This window comes from Pseudonocardia sp. Ae717_Ps2 (assembly GCF_001932475.1).
In the GTDB taxonomy this organism is placed as follows: Bacteria; Actinomycetota; Actinomycetes; order Mycobacteriales; family Pseudonocardiaceae; genus Pseudonocardia.
In genome coordinates, this window is sequence record NZ_MCIS01000018.1 from 113,742 (window position 1) to 134,830 (window position 21,089).

Sequence of the window (21,089 nt, forward strand, 5' to 3'; positions counted from 1 at the left end):
CCAGGGAGAAGGCACCCCCGCGCCTCCCTCCCTCCCCTTCGGCATGCCCACAACAGGAGACAACCATGCCCACACATAGTCACACACAGTCACCGATATCGGTGGGTCAGTCAGCGTTGCCGCACCCACCGCCGCACCTGTCCGACCCCCGTGACGAAGCCCTGGCCGGCCGCGCTGACGCGCTGGAGGTGATCGCCTTCGTCGACCCGACCGTCCTCGCCGCCGTGCTGGGCCGGTCCCAGCCGACCGCGCCGCTGCTGGTCGCAGCGCGGGTCGGGGTGGAGGTCGCCGACCTGCGGCACGCCCACTGGATCGCCCTGCGTGAGGCCAGCAAGGCCATGTCCGCCGCCTACGCCGAGGCCGGGCTGGCCCGGCAGCCGTCCCTGGCCGAGTTGATGCGGCGCCGCTACCCACCGCACGGCGACATCGACGAATGGATCCACGGCCAGGCCGCCGCATGACCACCCCAGCCACAACAACGACGGCCACGACGACCGGGGAGCAGCTGGTCGTGGGCAAGTCGACCCGGACCACAGCCCGCCCCCAGGGCGGGCGAGGACCGGAAGCGACGCGGCAGCACCGCGTTGCCTCGCCCCGGACCTCGTCGCGGCTCGCCGTCCAGGTCGCTGACGGCCGTGAGCTGGCTGTGCTGCTCGACGGGCCCTGGCGGGGGCGCTGGTACTGGCGGGCCGACCTCGACGCCCTGCAAACCGCGGCTGGGCGCTACCCGCACGGACATCCCGCCGCGGAACTCCGCGCCTACGCCCCGACCGGTACCTGGACCGAGCACCCGACCGAGCCCGAGGTGACCGGCCGCGTCTGGCGACACCACCCGCACACCACCCGAACCGCGACGATCACCAGGAGGACCGCGTGAACACCCACGACGGCCGCGAACCCGCAGGTCAGGGTCTAGGTGCCGAAACGGGCACCAAGACCGACACCACGCCCCTGGCAGCGTCCGACACCACCGGGCCCGCCCCGGTCGGGGCGGTGATCCTCGACGACCTCGAAACCGCCCTCCGGTGCTACGTGTCCCTGCCCTCAGACGCCGCTGGGGTCGCCGTGGTCCTCTGGATCGCCGCCACACATGCCCAACCCGCCTGGGCGCACGCACCCCGCCTGGTCATCCGCGCCCCGGAGAAGCGCTGCGGCAAATCAAGGCTCCTCGACGTCGTCGAAGGCGCCTGCCACCAGCCGTTCATCACCGTCAACGCCACCGCAGCCGCGGTCTACCGCTCCATCACGCAAGATCCACCGACGATGCTGGTCGACGAGGCCGACACGATCTTCGGACCGAAAGCCGACAACCACGAAGACCTCCGCGGCCTGCTCAACGCCGGACACCAACGCAACCGGCCCGCGAAACGCTACGACCAGCACAAAAACCAGGTCCAGACGATCTCCACGTTCGCCATGGCAGCCCTCGCCGGGATCGGACGCATGCCCGACACCATCGAAGACCGCGCTGTGGTCGTCCAGATGCGCCGCAGAACACCCACAGAGCAGGTCGCGCCGTATCGGCACCGACGCGACCGCCCACGCCTTCAGAAGCTCTCTGAGCGCCTGCACGGCTGGTTACGTGACGACCTGCCGACCTTGGAGGCGGCCGAGCCGGTCATGCCCGTCGAAGACCGCGCCGCTGACACCTGGGAACCCTTGATCGCCATCGCCGACCACGCCGGAGCCGACTGGCCCCACCGCGCACGTCAAGCACTCCTCACGTTGCAAGACCAGGGCGACGAGGAACAGTCCGAACCCATCCGCCTATTGGCCGACTGCCATGCCGCGTTCGGCGCTGAGGCCGCCCTGCCGACGGCACGGCTACTCCAACTGCTCCGGGCCGACCCAGAGGCCCCGTGGAGCGACTACGGACCACGCGGGGAAGGGCTCTCGGCGAAGAAGCTCGGCGAGCTGCTCAAGGAGTACGGCATCCGGTCCGAGAAGATCGGGTTCCCCGGCCTCGGCCAGACCAAGGGCTACCGGCGCAGCGCCTTCGGCGACGCCTGGCAGCGATACGCGCCCGACCTGATCACCGCCAGTGACAACAAGGGCGCCGCGCCTGAATCGGCCATTTCCGCAGGTCACCCAGTCGCAGACTGACCCGGCGGCGGTGACACCCGGAGGGCTTAGGAGGATTGATCCTCCTAAGAGGTCGCGCGGATTGATCACAGCTGGGTCGCGGCCGGGTGTCGATGGTGAGGGGCGGGCACGGGCCTGTCGATCATGAAGTTGTTGACTCTTCGTGATCGTCTGGAGGCCGCGTGCCCGCCCTGCCATCATGGTTGACCGAGCCGTTGTGGGACCAGTTCGCCGCGCTGCTGCCGCCCCGGGTCGAGTTCGATCCCACTCATCCGTGGGGCTGTCACCGCCGCCGGATCGCGGATCGGGTCGTGTTCGACAAGCTCCTGCAGGTGCTGCGGTTCGGCTGCCCGTATCAGGGCGTCTCCGACAGCACCTGCTCGGCGACCACCATCCGCGATCGCCGTGACGAGTGGATCCGGCTCGGGGTCTTCGCCCAGCTACGCCGGATCGCCCTGGACGCCTACGACCGCATCGTCGGCCTGTTGCTTGACGACGTTGCCGTCGACGGCGCCATCACCAAGGCCCCCGGCGGCGGTGAGGTCGCCGGACCGTCACCGGTTGACCGGCGTAAACAGGGCATGAAGCGATCGGTGCTCGTCGAGGGCCATGGCATCCCACTGGGCCGGGTCCTGGCCGGGGCACACCGCCACGACTCCCCGCTACTGGGCCCCACTCTCGACCACCTCGACGCTCTCGGCCCGCTGCCCGACGACATCACCGTGCACCTCGACGCCGGCTATGACTCCGGTAAGACCCGCGACACACTCACCGAACGGGGCCTGCACAGCGAGATCGCGCGCAAGGGCGAGAAAGCACCGATCCAGGCCACCCAACGCTGGCACATCGAGCGCACCAACGCCTGGCACAACAGCTTCAACCGGCTGCAGCGCTGCTACGAACGCCGCGAAACCGTCGTCGACGCGTTCTTCGACCTCGCCGACACCATCATCACACTCCGTAGCCTGATCCGGCAGGCCTGGACCACGCACCGCTGGGACAGCCGACCACACCGCCGCCCATGATCATCCATCAATCCGCGCGACCCCTAAGCCCTCCAATCCTCCTAAGATCAACTTGGGTTCTGGCCTGCGTACCTGGTGGCGGTTAGGAGGGTTAGGAGGATTGAGGAGGGTTGAGGGCTGTTTCGGGACACTCCCAGAAAAGTCACTCTCTGTTACGGGGGTGGTCGGCGTGGCGCGCTAGGGCTTCGCCCCATTCGCCGTTGCGGCGGGCATCGTGGAGAAGGCGCCCGACGGCACCGACGCTGCTTCCGGTCCGATCGGCGATCTCTCGGTAGGTGAGCCCTCGGAGCCGGAGGCGGGAAGCTACCTCACGGCGATCTCGAGCGCGCTGCTCATACGCAGGCCGAGGTTCAGCGAGCATCGCCCGGACCGTCCGAGTGGTTACACCGAATTGCTCGGCAAGCTCACGGGCTGTCCGGGCGCGACGTTTTGGGGTTCGCGCGGTCACACTAGACCTGCCTTTTCGATCGCTTTGTGAAGCTCCCAAGCCTCGTCCGAGCGATTTGCGCCACGCATGAGTCCTCCGGGTCGGCTGTTTCCGGCGAGTCCGCCGTTGCGTCCTGATCCTTTTCGTCCGCGGGCGGCTTGGATCGCTCGGAATGCTTGGTCGTAGGCGGCGGGTCCGTCGTTCCACATTCGGGAGTAGCGGATGGTCCAGTCGGTGATGGATGTGGAGATGTGGCCGAGTTCGGTGACGCCGAGGGGGGTGTCGAAGTCGGCGTTGCGGATGGCGACTTCACGGGCGATCGCGGCGCGGTAGCCCTCAGGGTCGCCCCAGTGGTGGCGCATCTCCCGGTAGGCGAAATGCCGGACGCCGTGGAAGAGGGTTTCGTTGCGGGAGTGCCCGACGGGGGTGCGGCGGCGTTGGTTGTGCCAGCCACGTCCGGGCATGTGCCCGGCCGGGGTGAGGGTTCCGCCGAATCGGTCGAGGGTGGAGGTGTCTGCGTGGATGAAGTGGGTCATCCAGCGGGGGTGGAACGGGTTTTTGATCAGCCGGGCCGGGTAGTGCGGGTCACCACCGACGGCGCGGCGTAGTGCTTCTTCGATGGACAGGCCGTAGCGGACCGATCGGCGGGATCCGTAGTTGGTGACCTTGATGGGGGTCGTGATGGCCCAGGCGGCGTGTGCGTGACCGTTCACGGGGTTCTCGATGATCACGTTCGGCTGGGGGTGGTTGTCGACGGTGGAGACCATCCGCAGGACCGCGTCGGGGTGGTCGACGTCGACACCGATCAGACCCCACACCTGGCGGGGGTGCAGCTCGACGTGGAGGCGGGTCATCGCCGCCGCCCTCGTCTGCCGCCACACGCCGTCGTCGAAGGCGTCCGCGGCGAGCGGGTACCGCGACGTCCACAAACGCTCCCAGATCGCCGTAGCCGCCTCGAACGGCATGCCCCCGACTCTAGGTAGCCGGGGCCCAGGTTTTCGTCGCTCAGGGAGCCTCTGAGGGCTTCCTGCCTGGCGGTGGGGGGACCCAGCAGACCGGAACGGGGCACGGGGTGGGGCTCCTGCCGGTGACGGGGCCGGTCCGAGGGGCGGTGCCGGTCGAGGGGTGCGGGGCGCGGCTTCAAGGCATTGAGCTTCGCCCTGTGTCTGGTGGTTCGCGGCTAGCCGCGAACGGTCCGCCCTCGCTGCCGCTCGGGCGAAGTACTGACTTGGTTGTTGCTTGCGCCTCACTTGCATAATCCCAGGTCGCGGGCCCACCTGTCTCGAACCCCCAGGTCAGCCCGCGTGTCACCCACCCCACCACCCCACACCAGGACTCGACCAGCGCGCCTTCCAGTACCGACCGGCCGGGCCGGCAGTGACCCGACGAGCCGACGGCGCCACCACCGACCACTCCCAGCAGCCGAGCACACCGAGCCGGGCCGGACGGGCCGGGCGTTTTCCTTAGGGAAACGCCTAACTTGCTCCGCCGCAGGCGGACCCGAAGCCACTCCGCAGAACCACCACCCGGACACCACCGGCGACCACGCCCGACACACACCCGACCGAAGATCATCAGATGATGCATAGGTGCTGGCAGACTTGACCTTGAACGGCGACAGCCGCACCGACCGACACGCGACACCGCGACGGCGGCGCGATCGACCGATCAACAACCGCCAGGACCTATGCATCCACCAATGACCTCCGGGCCGGAACCAGCCCCGGAAGACCACCCGCTACCGATGCCGCTTCCGGGCCACACCCGCCCAGAGGCGCGGCTCCCCGCCAGCGTGAGTCACTTACTCTTTCCGTTTATCCGCCCCCACCACTCCATAAACTTAACTTCGGAGAAGTAGACAATTGGCGAGAAAAGGAGTCCTACAAATAAGGCGGCAGCAAATGTTCGAAGCTCAAGTGCGGGGCGCCCGGAAAAAAGCGTCTCGCGCTGAACGAAGAGGACGACCACTCCAAGGAGTATGCCGCGATACAGAACAGTCAGCCTCCAGTGAGTTCGGATAAATAAAGCAGCTCTATCCCCCCAGGCTCTCATGAGACAAAGACTCTATCAGAGAGCACTATGGCGAATAATGAAGGCCATAATCGCTGTGACAATAGCGGGCTTAGCAGCGTTGGCGGCAACGCGAAGTGGGGGCGGGACTACCGTAATAATGCACGTCCCTACTGCGCGCTCCACCATTCCCCTCACTGTAGCATGCTTTCCCGAAACTATCAGTGAGCCAATCTCGCTCCCAATAGCTCCACCAGCCACACATATCCCCAGCGGCACAATAAAAGGCGATAAAACAGCTGGCAGTGCTCTGCCCCCAGATCCTCTATCGACCTCCCGCGCAAGCCTGACATACTCAGCCTGCCCTGCCGGGTCATTCGGGTAAATAATTCTTGCCGCTTGCTCGGGAGGCGCACCAGCCGGAACAGAGCGGAGCCTCTCAACGAGCTCATCTAATCTACCGCCCGAACCTGGAGGAGTTCGGCTAATCTGCATGTCAGACGAACTGAAATTCGAGACAGGCACAGTCGCCGCCGGAACCTCAGCCGCAGCAATCCCCGTAACCGACCCCATCGAAACAGCCACGACCAGCACCGCGCCAATACCGCGGTAGACAAACCTCTTCGCACTCACGAGCGCATCCGAACACGCCCCCCCCCCCACCGGTCAAGAACCACTACCAGAAGCAATCATGTGACCACACTCAGTACTCGATACATGGGAACCTAGATCCTCCACCTAATACGGCAATTCACCCAAACTGGAAACCCGCCCCACCACACACCACGCCAACCCCACACATCACTTTTCTTTTGACCTTCCCCCTCTTTGGCCTTGCTTTTTTTAACCCATTGAACTTCGTACTGAATCTTCCAATCCCACGCCACACCCCACACCGCTGGCTGCTGCTGCGCGCCGGACACCCGATCACGCAGCGAAGCGGAGGGATTGGGTGTCCGGCGCGCAGCAGCAGCCAGCGACACCAGCCATCCCCCCAGGTCACACCCACCACCGGCCTTCTAAATCCCCTCCCAGGTCCCTCGACCAGACCCGAGCACCCCTCACTGGCCTGGTCGGGCTTTATCGGCTTTTACCTGGGAACTCTCGGGGCACCCAGGCCCCATCAGGCCACCACCCGCCCGCCCCCGAGCCCACCGACCGACGACGCCCCTCACAGAGCCACGAGGACACCACCAATCTCCGATCATCCCCCCGGAGATGATCTATGCCAATCCGGGGAAATCCGGGACAATAATAAGAAAATCCGGGACACCTCCCAGCCCCACCAGCCCGAGTCCAGGACACCTGACCACCGCGACGGAAACCCGCTCACCAGATTCAAAACGACGCCGCGGAAAAGGTGATCCTGCGGCGAAAGATCAGGAATAGTACAACACGGATCAGAAGGCAGCTCTCAGCGCCCTCAGCGGAAATCCGATATCCAGAGAAGAAACGCGCCAAGAGACGACCAGTCCGGTGGTAATGCCACAACGAAGACGCTTCCGTGCACCATCCGGAAATCCCCGCCGCAACAGCACATGAGCCGCCACCGAAGGCCACTGCCACGACAGTCACGCACAGTGAGATTCCGGGGGATATCCCGAAGTGGCCCCCTAGCCGTCACAGGGAAAATCGACACCTGACCTGCTCAAACCATAATTTTGTGACGGCTGTGACGGCTTGTGACGGCTAGGGGGCCACTTCGGGATATCCCCCGGAATCTCACTCTGCGTGATTGAGGTCGTGGCGCTCCGCGGCCGCGGCCCATTCGCCGCGGCGTCGGGCGTCGGCAAGGAGGCGCCCGACGGTGCCAACGCTGTCACCGGTGTTGTCGGCGATCTCGCGGTAAGTGAGCCCTCGGAGGCGCAGTCTCACAGCCGTGGCTCGACGCTTCTTGGCTCGCCGCTCGTAGCTGTCGCGTGGTTCGGCGACCATTCGGACGACAGTTCGCTCGGAGAGGCCGACTTGCGCGGCGATCTCACGAGCGGTCCTGTTCCGGCGGCGCGGCGTGAGCGCAGACATCAGAAGGCTCGTCGCGCAATCGCCGCATGGTGTTGAAATTTTTCCTCTGTGCGACGCTCTCCCCGCGCAAGTCCTCCGGGTCGGCTGTTTCCGGCGAGTCCGCCGTTGCGTCCTGATCCTTTTACGCCGCCTTTTCGTCCGCGTGCGGCTTGGATGGCTCGGAAGGCTTGGTCGTAGGCGGCGGGTCCGTCGTTCCACATCCGGGAGTAGCGGATGGTCCAGTCGCCGATGGATGTGGAGATGTGGCCGAGTTCAGTAGCGCCGAGGGGGACACCGAAGTCGGCGTTGCGGATGGCGACTTCCCGGGCGATCGCGGCCCGGTAACCCTCGGCGTCGCCCCTTGCCGGCCGGTGGTGGGTATTGCTTCGCGAGTTCGGGTGGGCGGATAGCGATGGGCCGGGTGGCGTGGGCGCCTGATCTGGGGGAGTGGGTGCGGTCGGTGCCCGGTGCCGCTCTGGATCCGGACACCGCGGCGGCGGTTCTGCGGTTCCAGCCGGCTCAGGGGCTGTCGCCGAGGGCGCGGTGGGAGGCTCAGACGGCGAAACTGGCTGCCTGGCGCCGCAGCACTGCCACCAGCACTGCCACCGGCACTGAGCCTTTTTCAACCTGGCGTTTGTGCTGGTCAAGCCGTCGAGTGGGCCTCCCCGGACCGCGACCGCGCGGCGGCCTGACCTGCATCATCGGGGATCTGGCCGCTGCCGACGGGGCCCCTGCCGCCGCTTCGCGGCGGGTCCTCGGTCAGGTTGAAAAAGGCTCACTGCCACCAGCACTGCCACCGGCGCCAGTGGCGGCGGGTGCGTCGCCCCGGTCGTGGAGTCTGCGGCTTCGGTGGTGTTGCCGGGGTGGTCGGGTGGGTCGGTGCCGGCGGCGTTGACGGCCGCCGATGTCGTGGCTGTGCCCGTTCGGGGTGGGGAGCCCGTGGCCGGCGATGGACCCAGCCTCGATGACCTCGGGAGCAGCGCTGACCTCGGTGCTGAGGTCGGTGCTGAGGTGAGTGCTGAGGTGAGTGCTGAGGTGAGTGGGTTGTCGCCTGCGCAGTCCGAGGTGTACGCCGCTCTGTCTGCGGGGTGTTCTCGGACCGGGGAGATCGCTGCCCGGACAGGGCGGAAGGCGCCGGCGGTGTCGAAAGCGTTGACCGCGCTCGCCGCCGCAGGGCTGGCGACCAAGACCGGCCGCTACTGGGCTCTGTCGTCGCCGCCGCCGTCGTCGGTGTCTGCGGTGCTGGGGGCGTGACGGGGGTTTTCGTCGGGCCGGTGAGGGTGGTGAGGACGCCGGGGAGTTTCGGTCTGCAACGTGATCTTTGGTTTCTTTGTGATCATATGTTGCGGGTGGGGGGGCTGGCTGGCCAGTGTTCGCACATCGACCGACAATGGTGAGGGTCCACGTGCTTATTGCTCTGGGGTCCGCGATGATCGCGGTCTTCATGTTTTTGATCTTGTCGAAGCGGCTTGCTCCGACGTTGGCGCTGGTGTTGGTGCCGTTGACGTTTGCTCTGGTCGCGGTCGGTACGGGGGTCGCGGAGTCGGGGGAGGACGGGGTCGTCAAGGCGATCACGTCGGCGATGAAGGACTTTGCGCCGACGGCGGTGTTGCTGTTCTTCGCGATCATCTTCTTCGGGACGATGATCGATGTCGGGTTGTTCGACCCGTTGATCCGGTTTGTGTTGCGGGCGGTGAACAACGACCCGGTCCGGCTGGTGGTGCTGACCGCGGTGCTGGCCGGCGCGGTGTCCCTCGACGGTGATGGGTCGACGACGTTCATCATCACGGTGTCGGCGTTGTTGCCGATCTACCTGCGGCTGGGGATGAGCCCGGTGACGTTGACGGTGGTGGCGAACCTGGCCAACGGGGTCCTCAACATTTTGCCGTGGGGTGGGCCGACCGCGCGGGCGGCGACGGCGTTGAACGTGTCGCCTTCGGAGTTGTTCAACCCGATGATCCCGGGGATGGTGCTGGGGATGGTCACGGTGCTGGTCCTGGCCTGGCTCCTTGGCCGTTCGGAGCGGAAGAGGCTCGCCGCCGCGGGGCGGCCGTTGCCGGTCGTGGCCTCGGAGTTCGACCGGGTTCCCGAGCACGCCGCCGCCGGTGTCGCCGCCGCCGAGGTTGCCGGTGCCGGTGCCGGTGCCGGGGGTGTCGGTGGGGCGGAGTCTGCGTCGGGGGTGGGGTTCATCGATGCGGGTGGGGTTCTGGATCCGACCCGCCCGACGTTGCGGCCGAAGCTGATCTGGTTCAACCTGGTGTTGACCGTGGCGCTGCTGGTGGTGCTGGGGTTGGATGTGTTGCCGTTGTCGCTGGTGTTCGTTGCGGCGTCGGCGATCGCGTTGGTCGTGAACTTCCCCCGCCCGGCTGATCAGGTCACGGCGGTGACCGCGCACGCGTCGTCGATCGTGGCGGTGGTCGCGATGGTGTTCGCTGCGTCGGTGCTGGTCGGGGTGTTGTCGGGGACCGGGATGGTCGCGGCGATGGCGAACGGGATCATCGCGATGGTGCCGCCGGAGATCGGGTCGTGGTTCGCGGTGATCGTCAGTGTGCTGAGCATGCCGTTGACGTTCTTCCTGACTAACGACGCGTTCTACTTCGGGATCCTGCCGATCCTGTCCGAAGCGGCCGGGCATTACGGTATCTCGCCGGTGGAGATGGCTCGTGCGTCGATCATCGGGCAGCCGGTGCACATGACCAGCCCGCTGGTCCCGGCGATGTTGCTGCTGGTGTCGCTGGCCAAGGTCGATCTGGCTGATCACCACAAGAAGGTCATCTGGCGGGCTGCGGTGTGCTCGCTGGTGATGATGGCAACGGCGATCGCGCTGGGAGTCATTCCCCTGGGCTGAGCAGCGCTGGACCGCCTTCCCCCGGGTGGGGCGGCCCCGACTCCCCGGGGGCCGCCCCACCGGCGTGTAGGGCGACGGCGGGTTTTCTGGCGCGGCCGAGGTCGAGGCTCCTCAGCTTGATCTTTAACCTTGGGGCGGTGCCGTGGCCGGGCCGGTGGTGCTCGGCGACACTCCGGCTCGGCGGGGCGATCTCGCCGGGTTCCGGCAGGAGTTCTACGACTCGTTGACCGCGCGGGCGGATGCGCTGTTCGAGCTCTGTGACGCCGTCCTGTGCGCGGACGGCCCGGTCCATTCACGCGTCGAGCTGACGGTGAGTTCAGCCGGTCGTAGCACTTGATCTTGGTTGTTCGGCGGGACAGGATGTTCCGTGCGTGAGATGTTGATGTTGTCGGATCGGGAGGAGATCTCGAGGGGTCTCGCGGAGGGCTTGTCCTACAAGCAGATCGCCTCGGTGGTGGGTCGTGATCGGTCGGTGATCTCTCGTGAGGTCCGTCGTCACGGCGGACGCTACGAGTACCGGGCCGCGGCAGCGCAGGAACGGGCCCTGGCGGCGCGGGAGCGGCCGAAGCAGTTCGCGGTGGACCGTCACCCGCGGTTGCGCGGGATCGTGCATGCTCTGTTGCGTGGTGGCTGGTCACCGGCCTCGATCGCGGGCCGGTTGCCGACCGAGCACCCCGATGACGAGGCTTGTCGGGTGTCTCACGAGGCGATCTACCAGTGGATCTATGCCACCCCGGTGTCCACGCTGGCCCGCGAGCTGCTCGCGCTACGGTCCGGGCGCACCGCCCGACGAGGCGGCGCCAAGCCCCCACCGGCCCCGCGGATCAAGGACCCGACCTACATCGACGCCCGCCCCGCCGACGCCCAGGGGCGCGCCGTGCCCGGCCACTGGGAGGGTGACCTGGTCATCGGCAAGAACGGCAAGACCGCCGTCGCCACGCTGGTCGAGCGCACCTCCCGGTTCCTGGTCCTCGTGCCCCTGACCGGCCGCGACGCGCTCACCGTCGGCCGTGGGGTCATCGCCGCCACCAGCGGTCTGCCCGCGCACATGCGGGCCTCACTGACCTGGGACTGCGGTGCCGAGATGGCCGGCCACGCCACCGTCACCAAGGGCTCGATGCCGGTGTACCTCGCCCACCCACACTCGCCGTGGGAACGCGGCAGCAACGAGAACCTCAACCGCATCGTCCGCGAGTACTTCCCGAAAGGCACGGACATCACCTCGGACCCGAAATACCTGGCGATGGTGGCTTGCGACATCAACGACCGACCCCGTAAAATCCACAACTGGAAGAAGCCCTCCGAGATATTCGCCGAACTCGTTGAGCTAGATGCTTCAACCGCCTGAATTCGCCCACAACTCGGATACGTTCGATACACCGCCGCGCCGACAGCCCGCGGCACGCTGCGGATCTGTAGCGTGCCGCGGGCTGCACCGTGGGCGGAGAACCGCGGGCGATCTCGACGCCGGCGACGTGTCCGGGCATGCCGGACCTCGGGCCGCCGCCCATCGATCACTCCACACCCGGCCGCGGTGAGCTACCCAGCCAGGCCACCGTCATCAACATCGGACGGGAAGCGCCGCAGTACCACCACTCGTACCTCGGCCCCGCGGGTTCGGCTACTCGAATTCTTCCTCGGTGGACCGCCACGCCACCCGGCCGGTGCCCACAGCCACGATTCGTACTTCGTCGATCTCGACGTCGTCGACGCCCTCGATCGCGACCGGGATCGCTGCCTCCACCGTCGGATAGATCGTCGTGAACGCCGCGGCTGGTAGCCAGCCTTTTTCAACCTGACCGAGGACCCGCCGCGAAGCGGCGGCAGGGGCCCCGTCGGCAGCGGCCAGATCCCCGATGATGCAGGTCAGGCCGCCGCGCGGTCGCGGTCCGGGGAGGCCCACTCGACGGCTTGACCAGCACAAACGCCAGGTTGAAAAAGGCTCAGTCGCTGGACAGCTCGACATCGGCCTCGATCCGATACCCGCGGCTCACCGCATCAACCTCGGGCCCAGCTTCGAAAGCCCAGGGCTCGGAATGGGACGACATGGCGGGCCGCGGTTATCGCCGAGCCGGCGGCGGTCGGTCTGGTTCGGGGGTGCGGTCGCCGGCTTGTGAGACCGGTATCCGGACCCGTAACCCGACGAGCAGGCGTGGGCTCCACACCCGTTCCCGGGCCAGCCCGACCAGTAGCTTGTTCCGTCGTAGCCAGTCCACCGCCGCATTGACGCGGGTATGCCCGAGCGCGGCGGTCAGCTCGGGTGTGATCTTCCCGTGGGCCCGCCCTGATTGCAGCAGCACCTCGACGACGGCCTCGGCTGCCTCCCGGGTTTCTGCTGCCGGAGCGAGGTGATCGAGAACGGTCGTGATCCGCGCGGCCAGGGTTTCCTGATCAGCTGAGTAGATCGGCGCAGCCGGCGGGGCCAGCAACTCCAGATCCACCCGATACCACGCCAAAGCCCCTAGTCCGCCCCACGTCTTTTTCTTCTTGTTGTACAGGGTCCCGGTCATCGGGCCGGTCGGTTCCATGACCAGCAGCACCGCCGCGCCCGGAACGTTCTCCCGCGTCATCTCGATATAGCTGGACCACTGCGTCTCGCTCGTGAAGTCAGCGAGTGTCAGGCCCACCGCCTCAGCTTGCTTGGGCAGGCCGTCAAGGCCAGCGGGGAGGTCGTGACGGGCGATGACCTGCAACGGCAGTCGGGCGTCACCGAACGACGAGCGCGCCACCAACGACGACCTGGTACCCAGCAACACCGCCTGCGCTGCCGGCACCACCGCAGCCCGTTTCGTCCCGGCCTGGAACCGGCGCATCGACCCCGGCCCGAACGGGAACGACACCAGCTCGGACTCGGACTCGGACTCCATCGTGGTCTTCCTGTTCTCGGTGCTCATGCTGGTGGTCTCATCGTCGGCCGAGGCCGGCGAAGCAGCTGTAGCGCAGCTGGTGGCCTACAGCGACGGTGGGCGCGGATCCGCCTCGGGTCTTCATCACGATCAGATCGGCTTTGCCGTCACGCGGGTAGCAGGGGCCCTCGATCTCGTAGGAAGGACCGGTGAGCAGAGCGAACTGCGCTGCGGTGCCGGTGGTGGGTTCCAGGCGCAGGCGCCACTCGGCACCGACCCTGTCGTCCGGGTCGAGACGCAGCAGCTGCGCGAACGGGAAGTAGCGTCCGCCGTCCCAGCGCAGACACTGGACCACACACGCCCAGGACAGCGGGTCGGTGCGCTCCAACAGCTCACCCCACCCGATCCGGGCCACGGTGGGGTCGAGCCCGTCGGTTCCGGTCAACGGGCCACCGTCGAACGGGTGGGCCGCGACCACCGTGGCCGACCCCAGGCCCGGCCAGCGCATCGGGTACTGCTCGGTCCGGGCGGTGACCTCAGCGAGCATCTCCAAGTCGGCGACGGCAGAGCGGGTGGCACGGTGCTGCACCCTCCCCACCAGCGCGATCAGGGCGCGATGGGTGGCGTGAGCCGGGTCGAACAGCGACGCCATCCGCAGCAGTGGCTCGACCTCGATGTCCGGAGCGGCCGGGGCCTCGACCGGAGCCGCTCCTGGTTCCCAGGCCGCGATCAGGTCCGGGTCCCGCAGCGCGAACGGCCAGTAGGGCAGCGGCTGCCCCAGGACCAGCGCCAGGGCCGGCCAGGACCCGTCGTAGCGCTCGCCCGGGCGGGTCCGGTTGACCGCGGTCAGCGACGGCCCGTAGAGGCCGAAGTCCGCAGCGACCCGCAGCAGCACCGCCACCTCGACCTCGTCGACGAGCGCGGCGAGGTGTCGACTCGCGGCGTGGCTCGGGTCCGGCCGCCACAGCATCCCTACGACCCCGGACGGGCACGACCACCGCAGCACGACCTCGTCGTGTCTGCGGCGAGGGTCTTGCAGCCGAGTCGCCCCGAGAAACTCCGCCGGCTCAGTCGTCGCCGGCCACAGCTCGACCGACACCGACGCCGCCTGGTCGGGACCTTGGGCTGCCCACCACCGCTGCACCGTCTCCGGATCCCAGTACGGCTGACCGGCGTCGTCACCGGCCGGCTCGGCGAACCCGCCGCTGCGCACCGCTCTGCGCAGCACCCGAGGACTGGCCCCGAGCAGTTCCGCGCACCGGTCCAGGTCGAGATACGACTCCTCGGCCAACGTCGCCGCCTTCCACGATCACGTGACGGGAGATCCCGTCACCAGCAGGACGTCAGTGTGCCGACAGCGCCGAACGGCCGTGGCCGATCGCGCACTTCCGTACCCGCATTCTTTATCGCGTGCGGAAATGCGCACGAAGTCGGTGTTGAGATTGCACGCCGAGTTCGGCCATGCTCTGCGGCGTGAACGCACCCGTGAGCGCGTGGGCGGCGCTGGAGCGCCAGCAACAGGCGGGCCCGGCGAGCCTGCGGTGGCCGGCCGAGCTGGGCACCGTCGTGCTCGCCATCGACAGCGAGAAGGGCGGGGTCGGGAAGTCCTCGCTGGCCTCCGGGCTGATCGCGGTGATGGCCGCGGCTGGGCACGAGGTCCTCGCCATCGACCTCGACCCGCGCGCGACGTTGACCGCCGAGCTCGACGCGGTCAGCACCGACCCCGAGGCCCTCGGGGTCAACGACCTGCTCTGGGAGCCCCCCGACGCCGACCCCGAAGAGCTACCCGAGCTACGAGGGCTCGCCGAGCAAGCCCTACGCCCGGCCGGACCGAAGTGGAGACCGGTGCAGGTCCTAGCGGCCGAGCGGGTCCTGGCCCACCGGGAGGCCGACACGAGCACCCCGAACCTGGAGCACCGCCTGGCCCTGGCCCTCGACGGTGTCGCCAAGCGCTTCCGGCTGGTCGTGATCGACCTCCCGCCCCGCGCCGGCGGCCGCCTGGTCGGGGCCGGTCTGCTCGCCGCGACCCACGTCGTCTTCCCCGGGACCCTCGACGAGGACGGCCTGGTCGGGGTGCAGGACGCCCGCCGCACCGCCTCGCGGCTGGCCCGCACCCATCCGGGGACACTGCACCAGGTCGGGGTGCTGCGGACCATCGTCGAGCCCCGCACCCGCCTCGGCGAGCTCAGCGACACCACCTACCTCGACAGCTTCGACGACGTCGTCGACGTCGTGATCCCCAAGCGGGTGGTGCGCCGCGAGGCCCGCACCGCGTGCGTGCCGATCACCACCGCCCCCGGCCGCGACGCCCAAGACCTGATCACCGCCTACACCCTGGTGCTCAACACCCTTGCCACGATTGCCGAGGTGCGCTGATGGCCGGCCTGATCGACCAGGCGAAGAGCAAGCCGCGACTGCGCCGGGCCGCCGACGCCGACCGCGACCCCGCCGACCTCCCCCCGGCCCCAGCCACGGCGGTGCCCGAGCGGGACCACCCGGACGCCGCACCGGAGCGCCCTGCAGCCGACCCCACCCCCGACCCCGTCGACGGGCCCGCTGTCGTTTCCGCACGCGGAAACGACAGCGGTGAGCATGGCCGGACCGACCGCGAGCGGGCCGGCTCCCCGCGGCCGGCCGCCAGGTCGGCGGCGAAGCGGTCCGCGACCGACCGGACCGGTAACGGGCGCCGGCCCCGCCGGGTCGGGCGGCCCCGCGGACCGGAGCGGGTCCAGCTCTCCACTCGCATCCTGGTCGACCTCGACGCCGCCCTCACCGACGCCGTCGAGCGGTCCGGGCTCTCCCCCCAGCCGATCGTCGAGGAGGCCCTACGCGACTGGCTCACCTCCCACGGCTACCTGCCGACGCCGCCGGAGCGCGACGGACCTCGCCGGACCGGGACCGACGCCGCCGGACCTCGGTAGCCCCCGGTCCGGACCTGTCCCGGTCCCGGCCTGGCCAGGTCCGAGCCAGCCGCAGAGGACCGGATGCGGGTGCGGGTGCGGTCCGGTCCCCGGGCGGCCCCGCCCCGCTCCAGATCGGCCCCGCCCGGCCCGCGCGGGCCGCGCCCGGACCTTCACCGTGGGGCAACAGCCGGGTGCGGGGCCGGCTCCCGCTCATCGAGCCCCGGCCCGCGCGGTGAGGGTGGTCGCCGGGGGAGGGGGCCCCGGCACGCACCGGCGTCCCGGACGGCGGGCGGTCGCCCGCGAGCGGCGGACCACCGCGCGGCGAGCCCGGCCACTGGAGAGGCGCCTGGGCCGAGCGTGACTGGTCCGGCCTCGGACGTCGTCAGGAGGCGCCACGGGGCCGTTCCCGGCCCGGAAACTTGATCTTGATGGTGGGCCGCCGCTCGGAAACTTGATCTTGTTCGGGGTGGAAATTTCCGGTCGGGCGCGCGTACGTGCGCGCGTACATGCGCGCGCCTTGGGCCGCAAACCGGCTCCGGCGGAAATTTCCGTGCCCCGGGCTCCCTCCGTACGGGCCGCACCCGCGCACGGCCCCACGGATCGATCCCGCGCGCTCCCCGTCCCACGTTCCGCCCGGCTCGCCCACGGCCGCTGTCGCAGCCCCGGCCTGCTGCCAGAACCCGCGACAGCCCCCACGACCCCCAACACCTATGCATCAAGCTCCAGGCCGGGCCCGGGCGGCCGATCAGTCCCCGTCGCGGCCGGGCGCCTCGGCCCGGGCGGCACGCTCAGCGGCGGCCCGGTTCAACGCTCGGGCATGCACCCCGCTGACGCGCCCGCGCCGGGCGCTCGACCGCCAGCCCGGCCTCGCCGCGGACCGACCGGGCACCGGCGTCGCGCCGGGCCCGGACCGGACCGGGACCGAGTCCGGGGCACCGGACCGGAGCGGACCGGACCCCGCCGCAGTGATCGGCTCCCCGGACCGGTCCGGGACCGCGGACCGCACCCGCGGACCGGGAGGCTCCGGTCCGGAGTCCGGTCCGGAGTCCGAGGTCCGATCCGGTCCGAGGTCCACAGCGCACCAGTCCGACTCGCCGCCCGTGTCGTCGATGTCGGCCCGTGCTCCGGTCCGGGGGGTGATCGGCAGTCCGTAGCGCACCGCCCGCTGCCCGCTCGCCGGGTCGTGGCCCTCGGCCAGGACCGGCCGGCCCCAGACCACGGTCGGAAGCTCGTGCAGCCGGCCCCGCCACGGCGCCAGCCGGGCACCCAGGACCGCGGCCAGGTCCCGGGCACCGCTCACCGCGTCACCGCGCGCCACCCCGGGCCGGTCGGGATGGCGATCCAGGGCGTGCAGGATTCCGGCCGGGCACATCCCCGCGTCCCACCACGACGCCAACATCCCCGACACCTGCGTCCGCTGCCGCCGCGACAGCCGCCCGTGCGGCCGCCCCAGACGCTCTAGGAGGCGGTTACGGGCCCGGGTCCGGGTGATCGGGGTCGGTGGGCGCCCCGTAGAGCGGCCACCGCCCTCTCAGCGCAGTCTTCGGGGATCCCGGCTTCTTGTCGGGAGATCTCTCTTGCCCTTGGTCGGGGTGTGGGTTCTTTTCCTGAACAGAACCCGTAGGGAGGGTGACAATGTTGTAATTCAGGTCTCTGACCTGGGATTTTGGGTCGGTGATGGCGTAGGTGGGGGTCCGGCTGCGGCCCGTGCTGGTCCGCAGCCAGTCCCCGCTGGCGCCCTCCTCGACCACCAGCACCAGACCCGCGGCAGCGGCCCAGGCCAGCGTCCGGCTCACAGTGCGTTCGCTACAGCCGGCTGCGGCCGCCATCGCCGCCCGCGTCACGCCCTGCACCAGGCCGTGTTCCCAGTCCATCGCCCGCACCAGACAGGCCAGGATCACCCGCACCCGCTCGGCGTGCGGACCGGTCCAGCGCTCGGACAGCACCTCGCGCTCGACGAGCTCAGCGGCCTCCCGCTGATCGACCACGCAGCCGCCCTGGACTCGGACCGCCGCGACCAGGTCCCCCCGCTCCCACCGACCCGGTCCCTGCCGGTCCACCGCTGCAGCGGCTCTCTTACGGCCCGCCCAGCGGGCCTGTCGCAGCCGCGACGCCCGGTAGGCAGGCAACGAGTCCGGGTCCGGAGCCCGACGTCCCAGCGACGCCAGCACACGCGCCGCGCGAAGCCCACGACGACGAGCCACCGCTGGAGCCGGCTCCAGCGGGAGGACCTCCTGGTCCCGGTCCGGACCGCCATCGATCCCGACGTGCGGCCGGCTCCCCAGGTCCAATTCCGACTGGCCGGACTCGGGTGAGCTGGCGGTCAGATCGTTGAGTTGCCACGGCACCAACCGCGCAGCCAGTGGAAGTTCTGCCAGATCCAGCAACGTCTGGGACAAATCCCGGCCGCGCTCCGCGTCGGCGGGCGAGTGATCCGAGCCAGCCGAGTACCCGGAGGAAGGCCCCGGGGGTCGCAACTCTTCCAGAGTCCGCGTATCTTCAGACACGAACGACCCCCTTGGTTGGGGGTGGTTCGGAGCCGCAGATACGACGCAGCTCGGGTGCCACGTGGAGCCGTGAGGCTCTGGTGGTCACTGGGGTCATGTCGTCTCACCTTGGGAAATGGGTGGCTTCTTGGGATCCGGCTGGCAGGCCGGGTGCCACTCAGACGAAGCGCCAACTTCGTCCGAATGACTTCTTCGGGGCAGTCTCTACGAGGCCGCCCCGAAGGTCGTTTCGGGGTCGATCGTAGGCGTACCTCCCTGGCGACTCCGCGCAGCGTCTTGTGCCCGTTCCGCAAACTCCTCGATCTGAGCGACGTCAACGCCAGCGGCGGCGAGCACCGCGCGCCCACGTGGGACCTCGACGAACTGGGAGGTCTCCCTCGCCGCGTACACGACGCGGGCGACGCCCGCCTCGACGATGAGCTGCGCGCAGCTGACAGGCCGAGACGCCCTGTCCCCGCACGGCTCCAGCGAGGAGTAGATCGTCGCCCCGGTCAGATCAGCCCCGTCCTGCGACGCCAGGTGTAGCGCGGCTTCCTCCGCATGATCATGGGGAGTGTTCATCCGGGACCAGCCCTTCGCGAGTACAGCGCCGCTAGGGCCTACGAGGACGGCCCCGACCGCGAACGCCGACGACGAGACAGGGCAGTTCGCTGCGAGTGCGATGCTCATCTCCAGGTAGTGAGCGTCGGGCGCGGTCATGCGGCGCTCTCGCTCTCACGAAGCAGGTACCGCAGCACGACGACGTCGCCGACTTGGGCCGCGTTCTCCAGCCGCAGACGATGTGTCGGGCCTCCGGGGAAAGCTGCTGGCTGGACGAAGCGGGGGGCCTTGTCCTCCCCGACCAGGAGCGGCGCGACCGCGACCTGCAGCTCGTCGGCTAGGCCCTGTGCGAGGAACTGAGTGTGGATCGAGCTGCCGCCCTCGACCATCAGCTGTTCGATCCCGCGGCTGCCGAGATCGTCGAGCATGCGTCCGAGATCGGTCTTGGCCCCCAAGCTCACCACGTCGGCCCATGATCCAAGTGAGTCGAGCAGGTCCGGATACGCGGCGTCGGTCGTGTAGACGACCTTCGCCCCGCCGTGGTGCCAGAACTTGGCATCCGGGGAGAGAGCACCTGAAGCGCTCAAGGTCACCTTGAGCGGGTACTCAGACGCCCCCCGAGCGAGTCGAGCAGCTCGCCGTTCCTCGCTGTTGACCAGCAGACGTGGGTTGTCGGCACGGAGAGTCCCGGCCCCGATCATGATCGCGTCAGATTGGGCGCGGACCTCGTCGACACGGTCGAAATCAGCCGAGTTGGACAGCAGCAGTCGCTCGTCGGAGGCGTCGTCGATATAGCCGTCGATGGACATCGCCACGCTGAGCAGGACATACGGGCGCACAGCTGGACTCCTCTCGTCCTACTCCGCCGACACCGCGGCGGAGAATCGATCGTGGAACGTGCCAGCAATGCCCGTGGCACCTCGGGGAAGCACACGAGCAAGCTGGGGCAGCTCGGTCGCGATCCGCCCGGAATGGGTCTCCTGAGCGATCTGCAGAGCCTCGATACCCGCGGTCGCTGCTGCATCGCCGTCGTGGTTCCCCGCATGGGCCAGTGCCTGGCGGGCTAGATAGACCCCCTGGTCACGCCGGTAGCCGTGGGGCAGGGTGGCGATGGCGGTCTCGAACACGTCCACGGCTGCGTGGTACCGGCCTAAGGCAACGAGCGATCGGCCGCGCTGGGCCTCGATGTAGTTGCCATCGAGCCATCTGCCTCGTGTGGCGTCGCCCTTCGGCTTCGCAGCAGCCGCATGTGCCAAGTCGTATGCCCGATCCGTCTCAGTAGCAGCGCCTTCGAGCGCGAACCCGTGAGCTCCGTAGACCCGAGCGGTGCTCTCCAGCCGGCTGTTCGGAGCGATCCGGACAGCCGCATCGGCGATCTCGCGGGCGCTCTGGCCGTCGCCCATGTCGCTGGCCAGGTGCGCCTTCCTGCTGAGGACGTAGGCAGTCAGCTCGGGGTCCCCAGCAATGTGGGCCCACTCCAACGCACGGTCGGTCCAGAGCCTTGCGCCCTGGTGGTCACCCAGGTCCTGGTGCATCCATCCGCACAGCTCACCGAAGTTCGCCTGCAGGTGGACCAGCTCCTTGCCGTCGATCCCGCGCGCAGCTCGACGCGCGGCGTCAAGTTCACGAAGCTGTCCGAGGACCTCTGGGATGGCACGTCGGGGGCCCATCAGGTTGTCGATGGAGATCAGGGTGTCCCGAGCCGCTCGGAAGTAGGCCGCGGGCTTGATGCTCTCGCCGCCGAAAGCCGGTGAGTGCCCGAGGCCGGCCAAAGCGGCGCCGAACATGCCCGCCAGGAAATCTCGTCGCGATGCGGGCACGAAAACTGTCTCCCCTCTGGGCGTCTGACTCGCAACCAAGGGTCCGAGTTCCCCCGACGCTACTGCGTCAGCGGTTGAGT

General features: G+C 68.8%; 18 protein-coding genes. 8 read left to right on the forward strand and 10 right to left on the reverse strand.

All coding sequences use genetic code 11. The annotated features are described in order from the left end of the window. Positions 1–116: 116 nt before the first annotated feature. The 4 genes from Ae717Ps2_RS34010 (at position 117) to Ae717Ps2_RS34025 (ending at position 3,107) form a co-directional block, all read left to right on the forward strand. A complete protein-coding gene (locus tag Ae717Ps2_RS34010) occupies positions 117–461 on the forward strand; it encodes a hypothetical protein (RefSeq protein WP_075334902.1) in 345 nt (114 codons plus the stop codon). Further along, on the forward strand, positions 458–877 hold the full coding sequence (locus Ae717Ps2_RS36995; RefSeq protein ID WP_143510943.1) for a hypothetical protein: 420 nt from the start codon (positions 458–460) through the stop codon (positions 875–877). The genes Ae717Ps2_RS34010 and Ae717Ps2_RS36995 overlap by 4 nt, the downstream gene beginning before the upstream one ends. Beyond that, the gene (locus Ae717Ps2_RS34020) at positions 874–2,103 is read left to right on the forward strand and encodes a DUF3631 domain-containing protein (RefSeq protein WP_233147892.1); all 1,230 of its coding nucleotides are present in this window, start codon (positions 874–876) and stop codon (positions 2,101–2,103) included. The genes Ae717Ps2_RS36995 and Ae717Ps2_RS34020 overlap by 4 nt, the downstream gene beginning before the upstream one ends. A gap of 161 nt (positions 2,104–2,264) precedes the next feature. Further along, complete coding sequence (locus Ae717Ps2_RS34025) at positions 2,265–3,107, forward strand: IS5 family transposase (protein WP_075329730.1); 843 nt, start codon at positions 2,265–2,267, stop codon at positions 3,105–3,107. A gap of 444 nt (positions 3,108–3,551) precedes the next feature. Here the strand turns inward: Ae717Ps2_RS34025 and Ae717Ps2_RS34035 are convergent, their stop codons facing one another. Both Ae717Ps2_RS34035 and Ae717Ps2_RS34040 read right to left on the reverse strand, forming a co-directional pair. Beyond that, positions 3,552–4,499: a replication initiation protein gene (locus tag Ae717Ps2_RS34035; RefSeq protein ID WP_075334905.1), complete on the reverse strand. Its 948-nt coding sequence runs from the start codon at positions 4,497–4,499 to the stop codon at positions 3,552–3,554. A 2,767-nt stretch (positions 4,500–7,266) separates the two neighbouring features. Continuing rightward, positions 7,267–7,566, reverse strand: coding sequence for a sigma factor-like helix-turn-helix DNA-binding protein (locus Ae717Ps2_RS34040; protein ID WP_075334906.1), 300 nt, complete (start codon positions 7,564–7,566; stop codon positions 7,267–7,269). A 1,408-nt stretch (positions 7,567–8,974) separates the two neighbouring features. On the opposite strand from Ae717Ps2_RS34040, the gene Ae717Ps2_RS34050 reads away from it, so the two are divergent. Beyond that, complete coding sequence (locus tag Ae717Ps2_RS34050) at positions 8,975–10,393, forward strand: CitMHS family transporter (protein ID WP_233147827.1); 1,419 nt, start codon at positions 8,975–8,977, stop codon at positions 10,391–10,393. A gap of 376 nt (positions 10,394–10,769) precedes the next feature. Then, positions 10,770–11,741 (forward strand): IS30 family transposase, encoded by a 972-nt coding sequence (locus Ae717Ps2_RS34060; protein WP_075313287.1) that lies wholly within the window; start codon positions 10,770–10,772, stop codon positions 11,739–11,741. Positions 11,742–12,014: 273 nt separating this feature from the next. Here the strand turns inward: Ae717Ps2_RS34060 and Ae717Ps2_RS37005 are convergent, their stop codons facing one another. From Ae717Ps2_RS37005 to Ae717Ps2_RS34070, 3 genes are all read right to left on the reverse strand, one after another. Beyond that, positions 12,015–12,296 (reverse strand): hypothetical protein, encoded by a 282-nt coding sequence (locus Ae717Ps2_RS37005; RefSeq protein WP_075334918.1) that lies wholly within the window; start codon positions 12,294–12,296, stop codon positions 12,015–12,017. A 157-nt stretch (positions 12,297–12,453) separates the two neighbouring features. Next, a complete protein-coding gene (locus Ae717Ps2_RS34065; protein WP_075334908.1) occupies positions 12,454–13,287 on the reverse strand; it encodes a hypothetical protein in 834 nt (277 codons plus the stop codon). A gap of 10 nt (positions 13,288–13,297) precedes the next feature. Beyond that, a complete protein-coding gene (locus Ae717Ps2_RS34070; RefSeq protein WP_075334909.1) occupies positions 13,298–14,530 on the reverse strand; it encodes a hypothetical protein in 1,233 nt (410 codons plus the stop codon). A 182-nt stretch (positions 14,531–14,712) separates the two neighbouring features. Between Ae717Ps2_RS34070 and Ae717Ps2_RS34075 the strand changes: the two genes are divergently transcribed. Both Ae717Ps2_RS34075 and Ae717Ps2_RS34080 read left to right on the forward strand, forming a co-directional pair. Next, positions 14,713–15,615, forward strand: coding sequence for a ParA family protein (locus Ae717Ps2_RS34075; protein ID WP_158071636.1), 903 nt, complete (start codon positions 14,713–14,715; stop codon positions 15,613–15,615). Beyond that, positions 15,615–16,160 carry a hypothetical protein gene (locus tag Ae717Ps2_RS34080; RefSeq protein ID WP_075334910.1) on the forward strand — a complete coding sequence of 182 codons (546 nt, stop codon included), beginning with the start codon at positions 15,615–15,617 and terminating at the stop codon, positions 16,158–16,160. The genes Ae717Ps2_RS34075 and Ae717Ps2_RS34080 overlap by 1 nt, the downstream gene beginning before the upstream one ends. 727 nt (positions 16,161–16,887) lie before the next feature. On the opposite strand, the gene Ae717Ps2_RS34085 is transcribed toward Ae717Ps2_RS34080, so the two are convergent. The 5 genes from Ae717Ps2_RS34085 to Ae717Ps2_RS34105 form a co-directional block, all read right to left on the reverse strand. Then, on the reverse strand, positions 16,888–17,541 hold the full coding sequence (locus Ae717Ps2_RS34085) for a hypothetical protein (RefSeq protein WP_075334911.1): 654 nt from the start codon (positions 17,539–17,541) through the stop codon (positions 16,888–16,890). Between the two features lie 70 nt (positions 17,542–17,611). Next, entirely contained in the window at positions 17,612–18,130 is a 519-nt protein-coding gene (locus Ae717Ps2_RS34090; RefSeq protein ID WP_143510947.1) for a hypothetical protein, read from the reverse strand. A 723-nt stretch (positions 18,131–18,853) separates the two neighbouring features. Then, the gene (locus tag Ae717Ps2_RS34095) at positions 18,854–19,348 is read right to left on the reverse strand and encodes a deaminase (RefSeq protein WP_075334913.1); all 495 of its coding nucleotides are present in this window, start codon (positions 19,346–19,348) and stop codon (positions 18,854–18,856) included. Next, a complete protein-coding gene (locus Ae717Ps2_RS34100; protein ID WP_083702754.1) occupies positions 19,345–19,998 on the reverse strand; it encodes a dihydrofolate reductase family protein in 654 nt (217 codons plus the stop codon). Before Ae717Ps2_RS34100 ends, Ae717Ps2_RS34095 begins: the two co-directional genes overlap by 4 nt. Before the next feature lie 48 nt (positions 19,999–20,046). Then, positions 20,047–20,976, reverse strand: coding sequence for a hypothetical protein (locus Ae717Ps2_RS34105; RefSeq protein WP_233147893.1), 930 nt, complete (start codon positions 20,974–20,976; stop codon positions 20,047–20,049). Positions 20,977–21,089 lie beyond the last annotated feature (113 nt).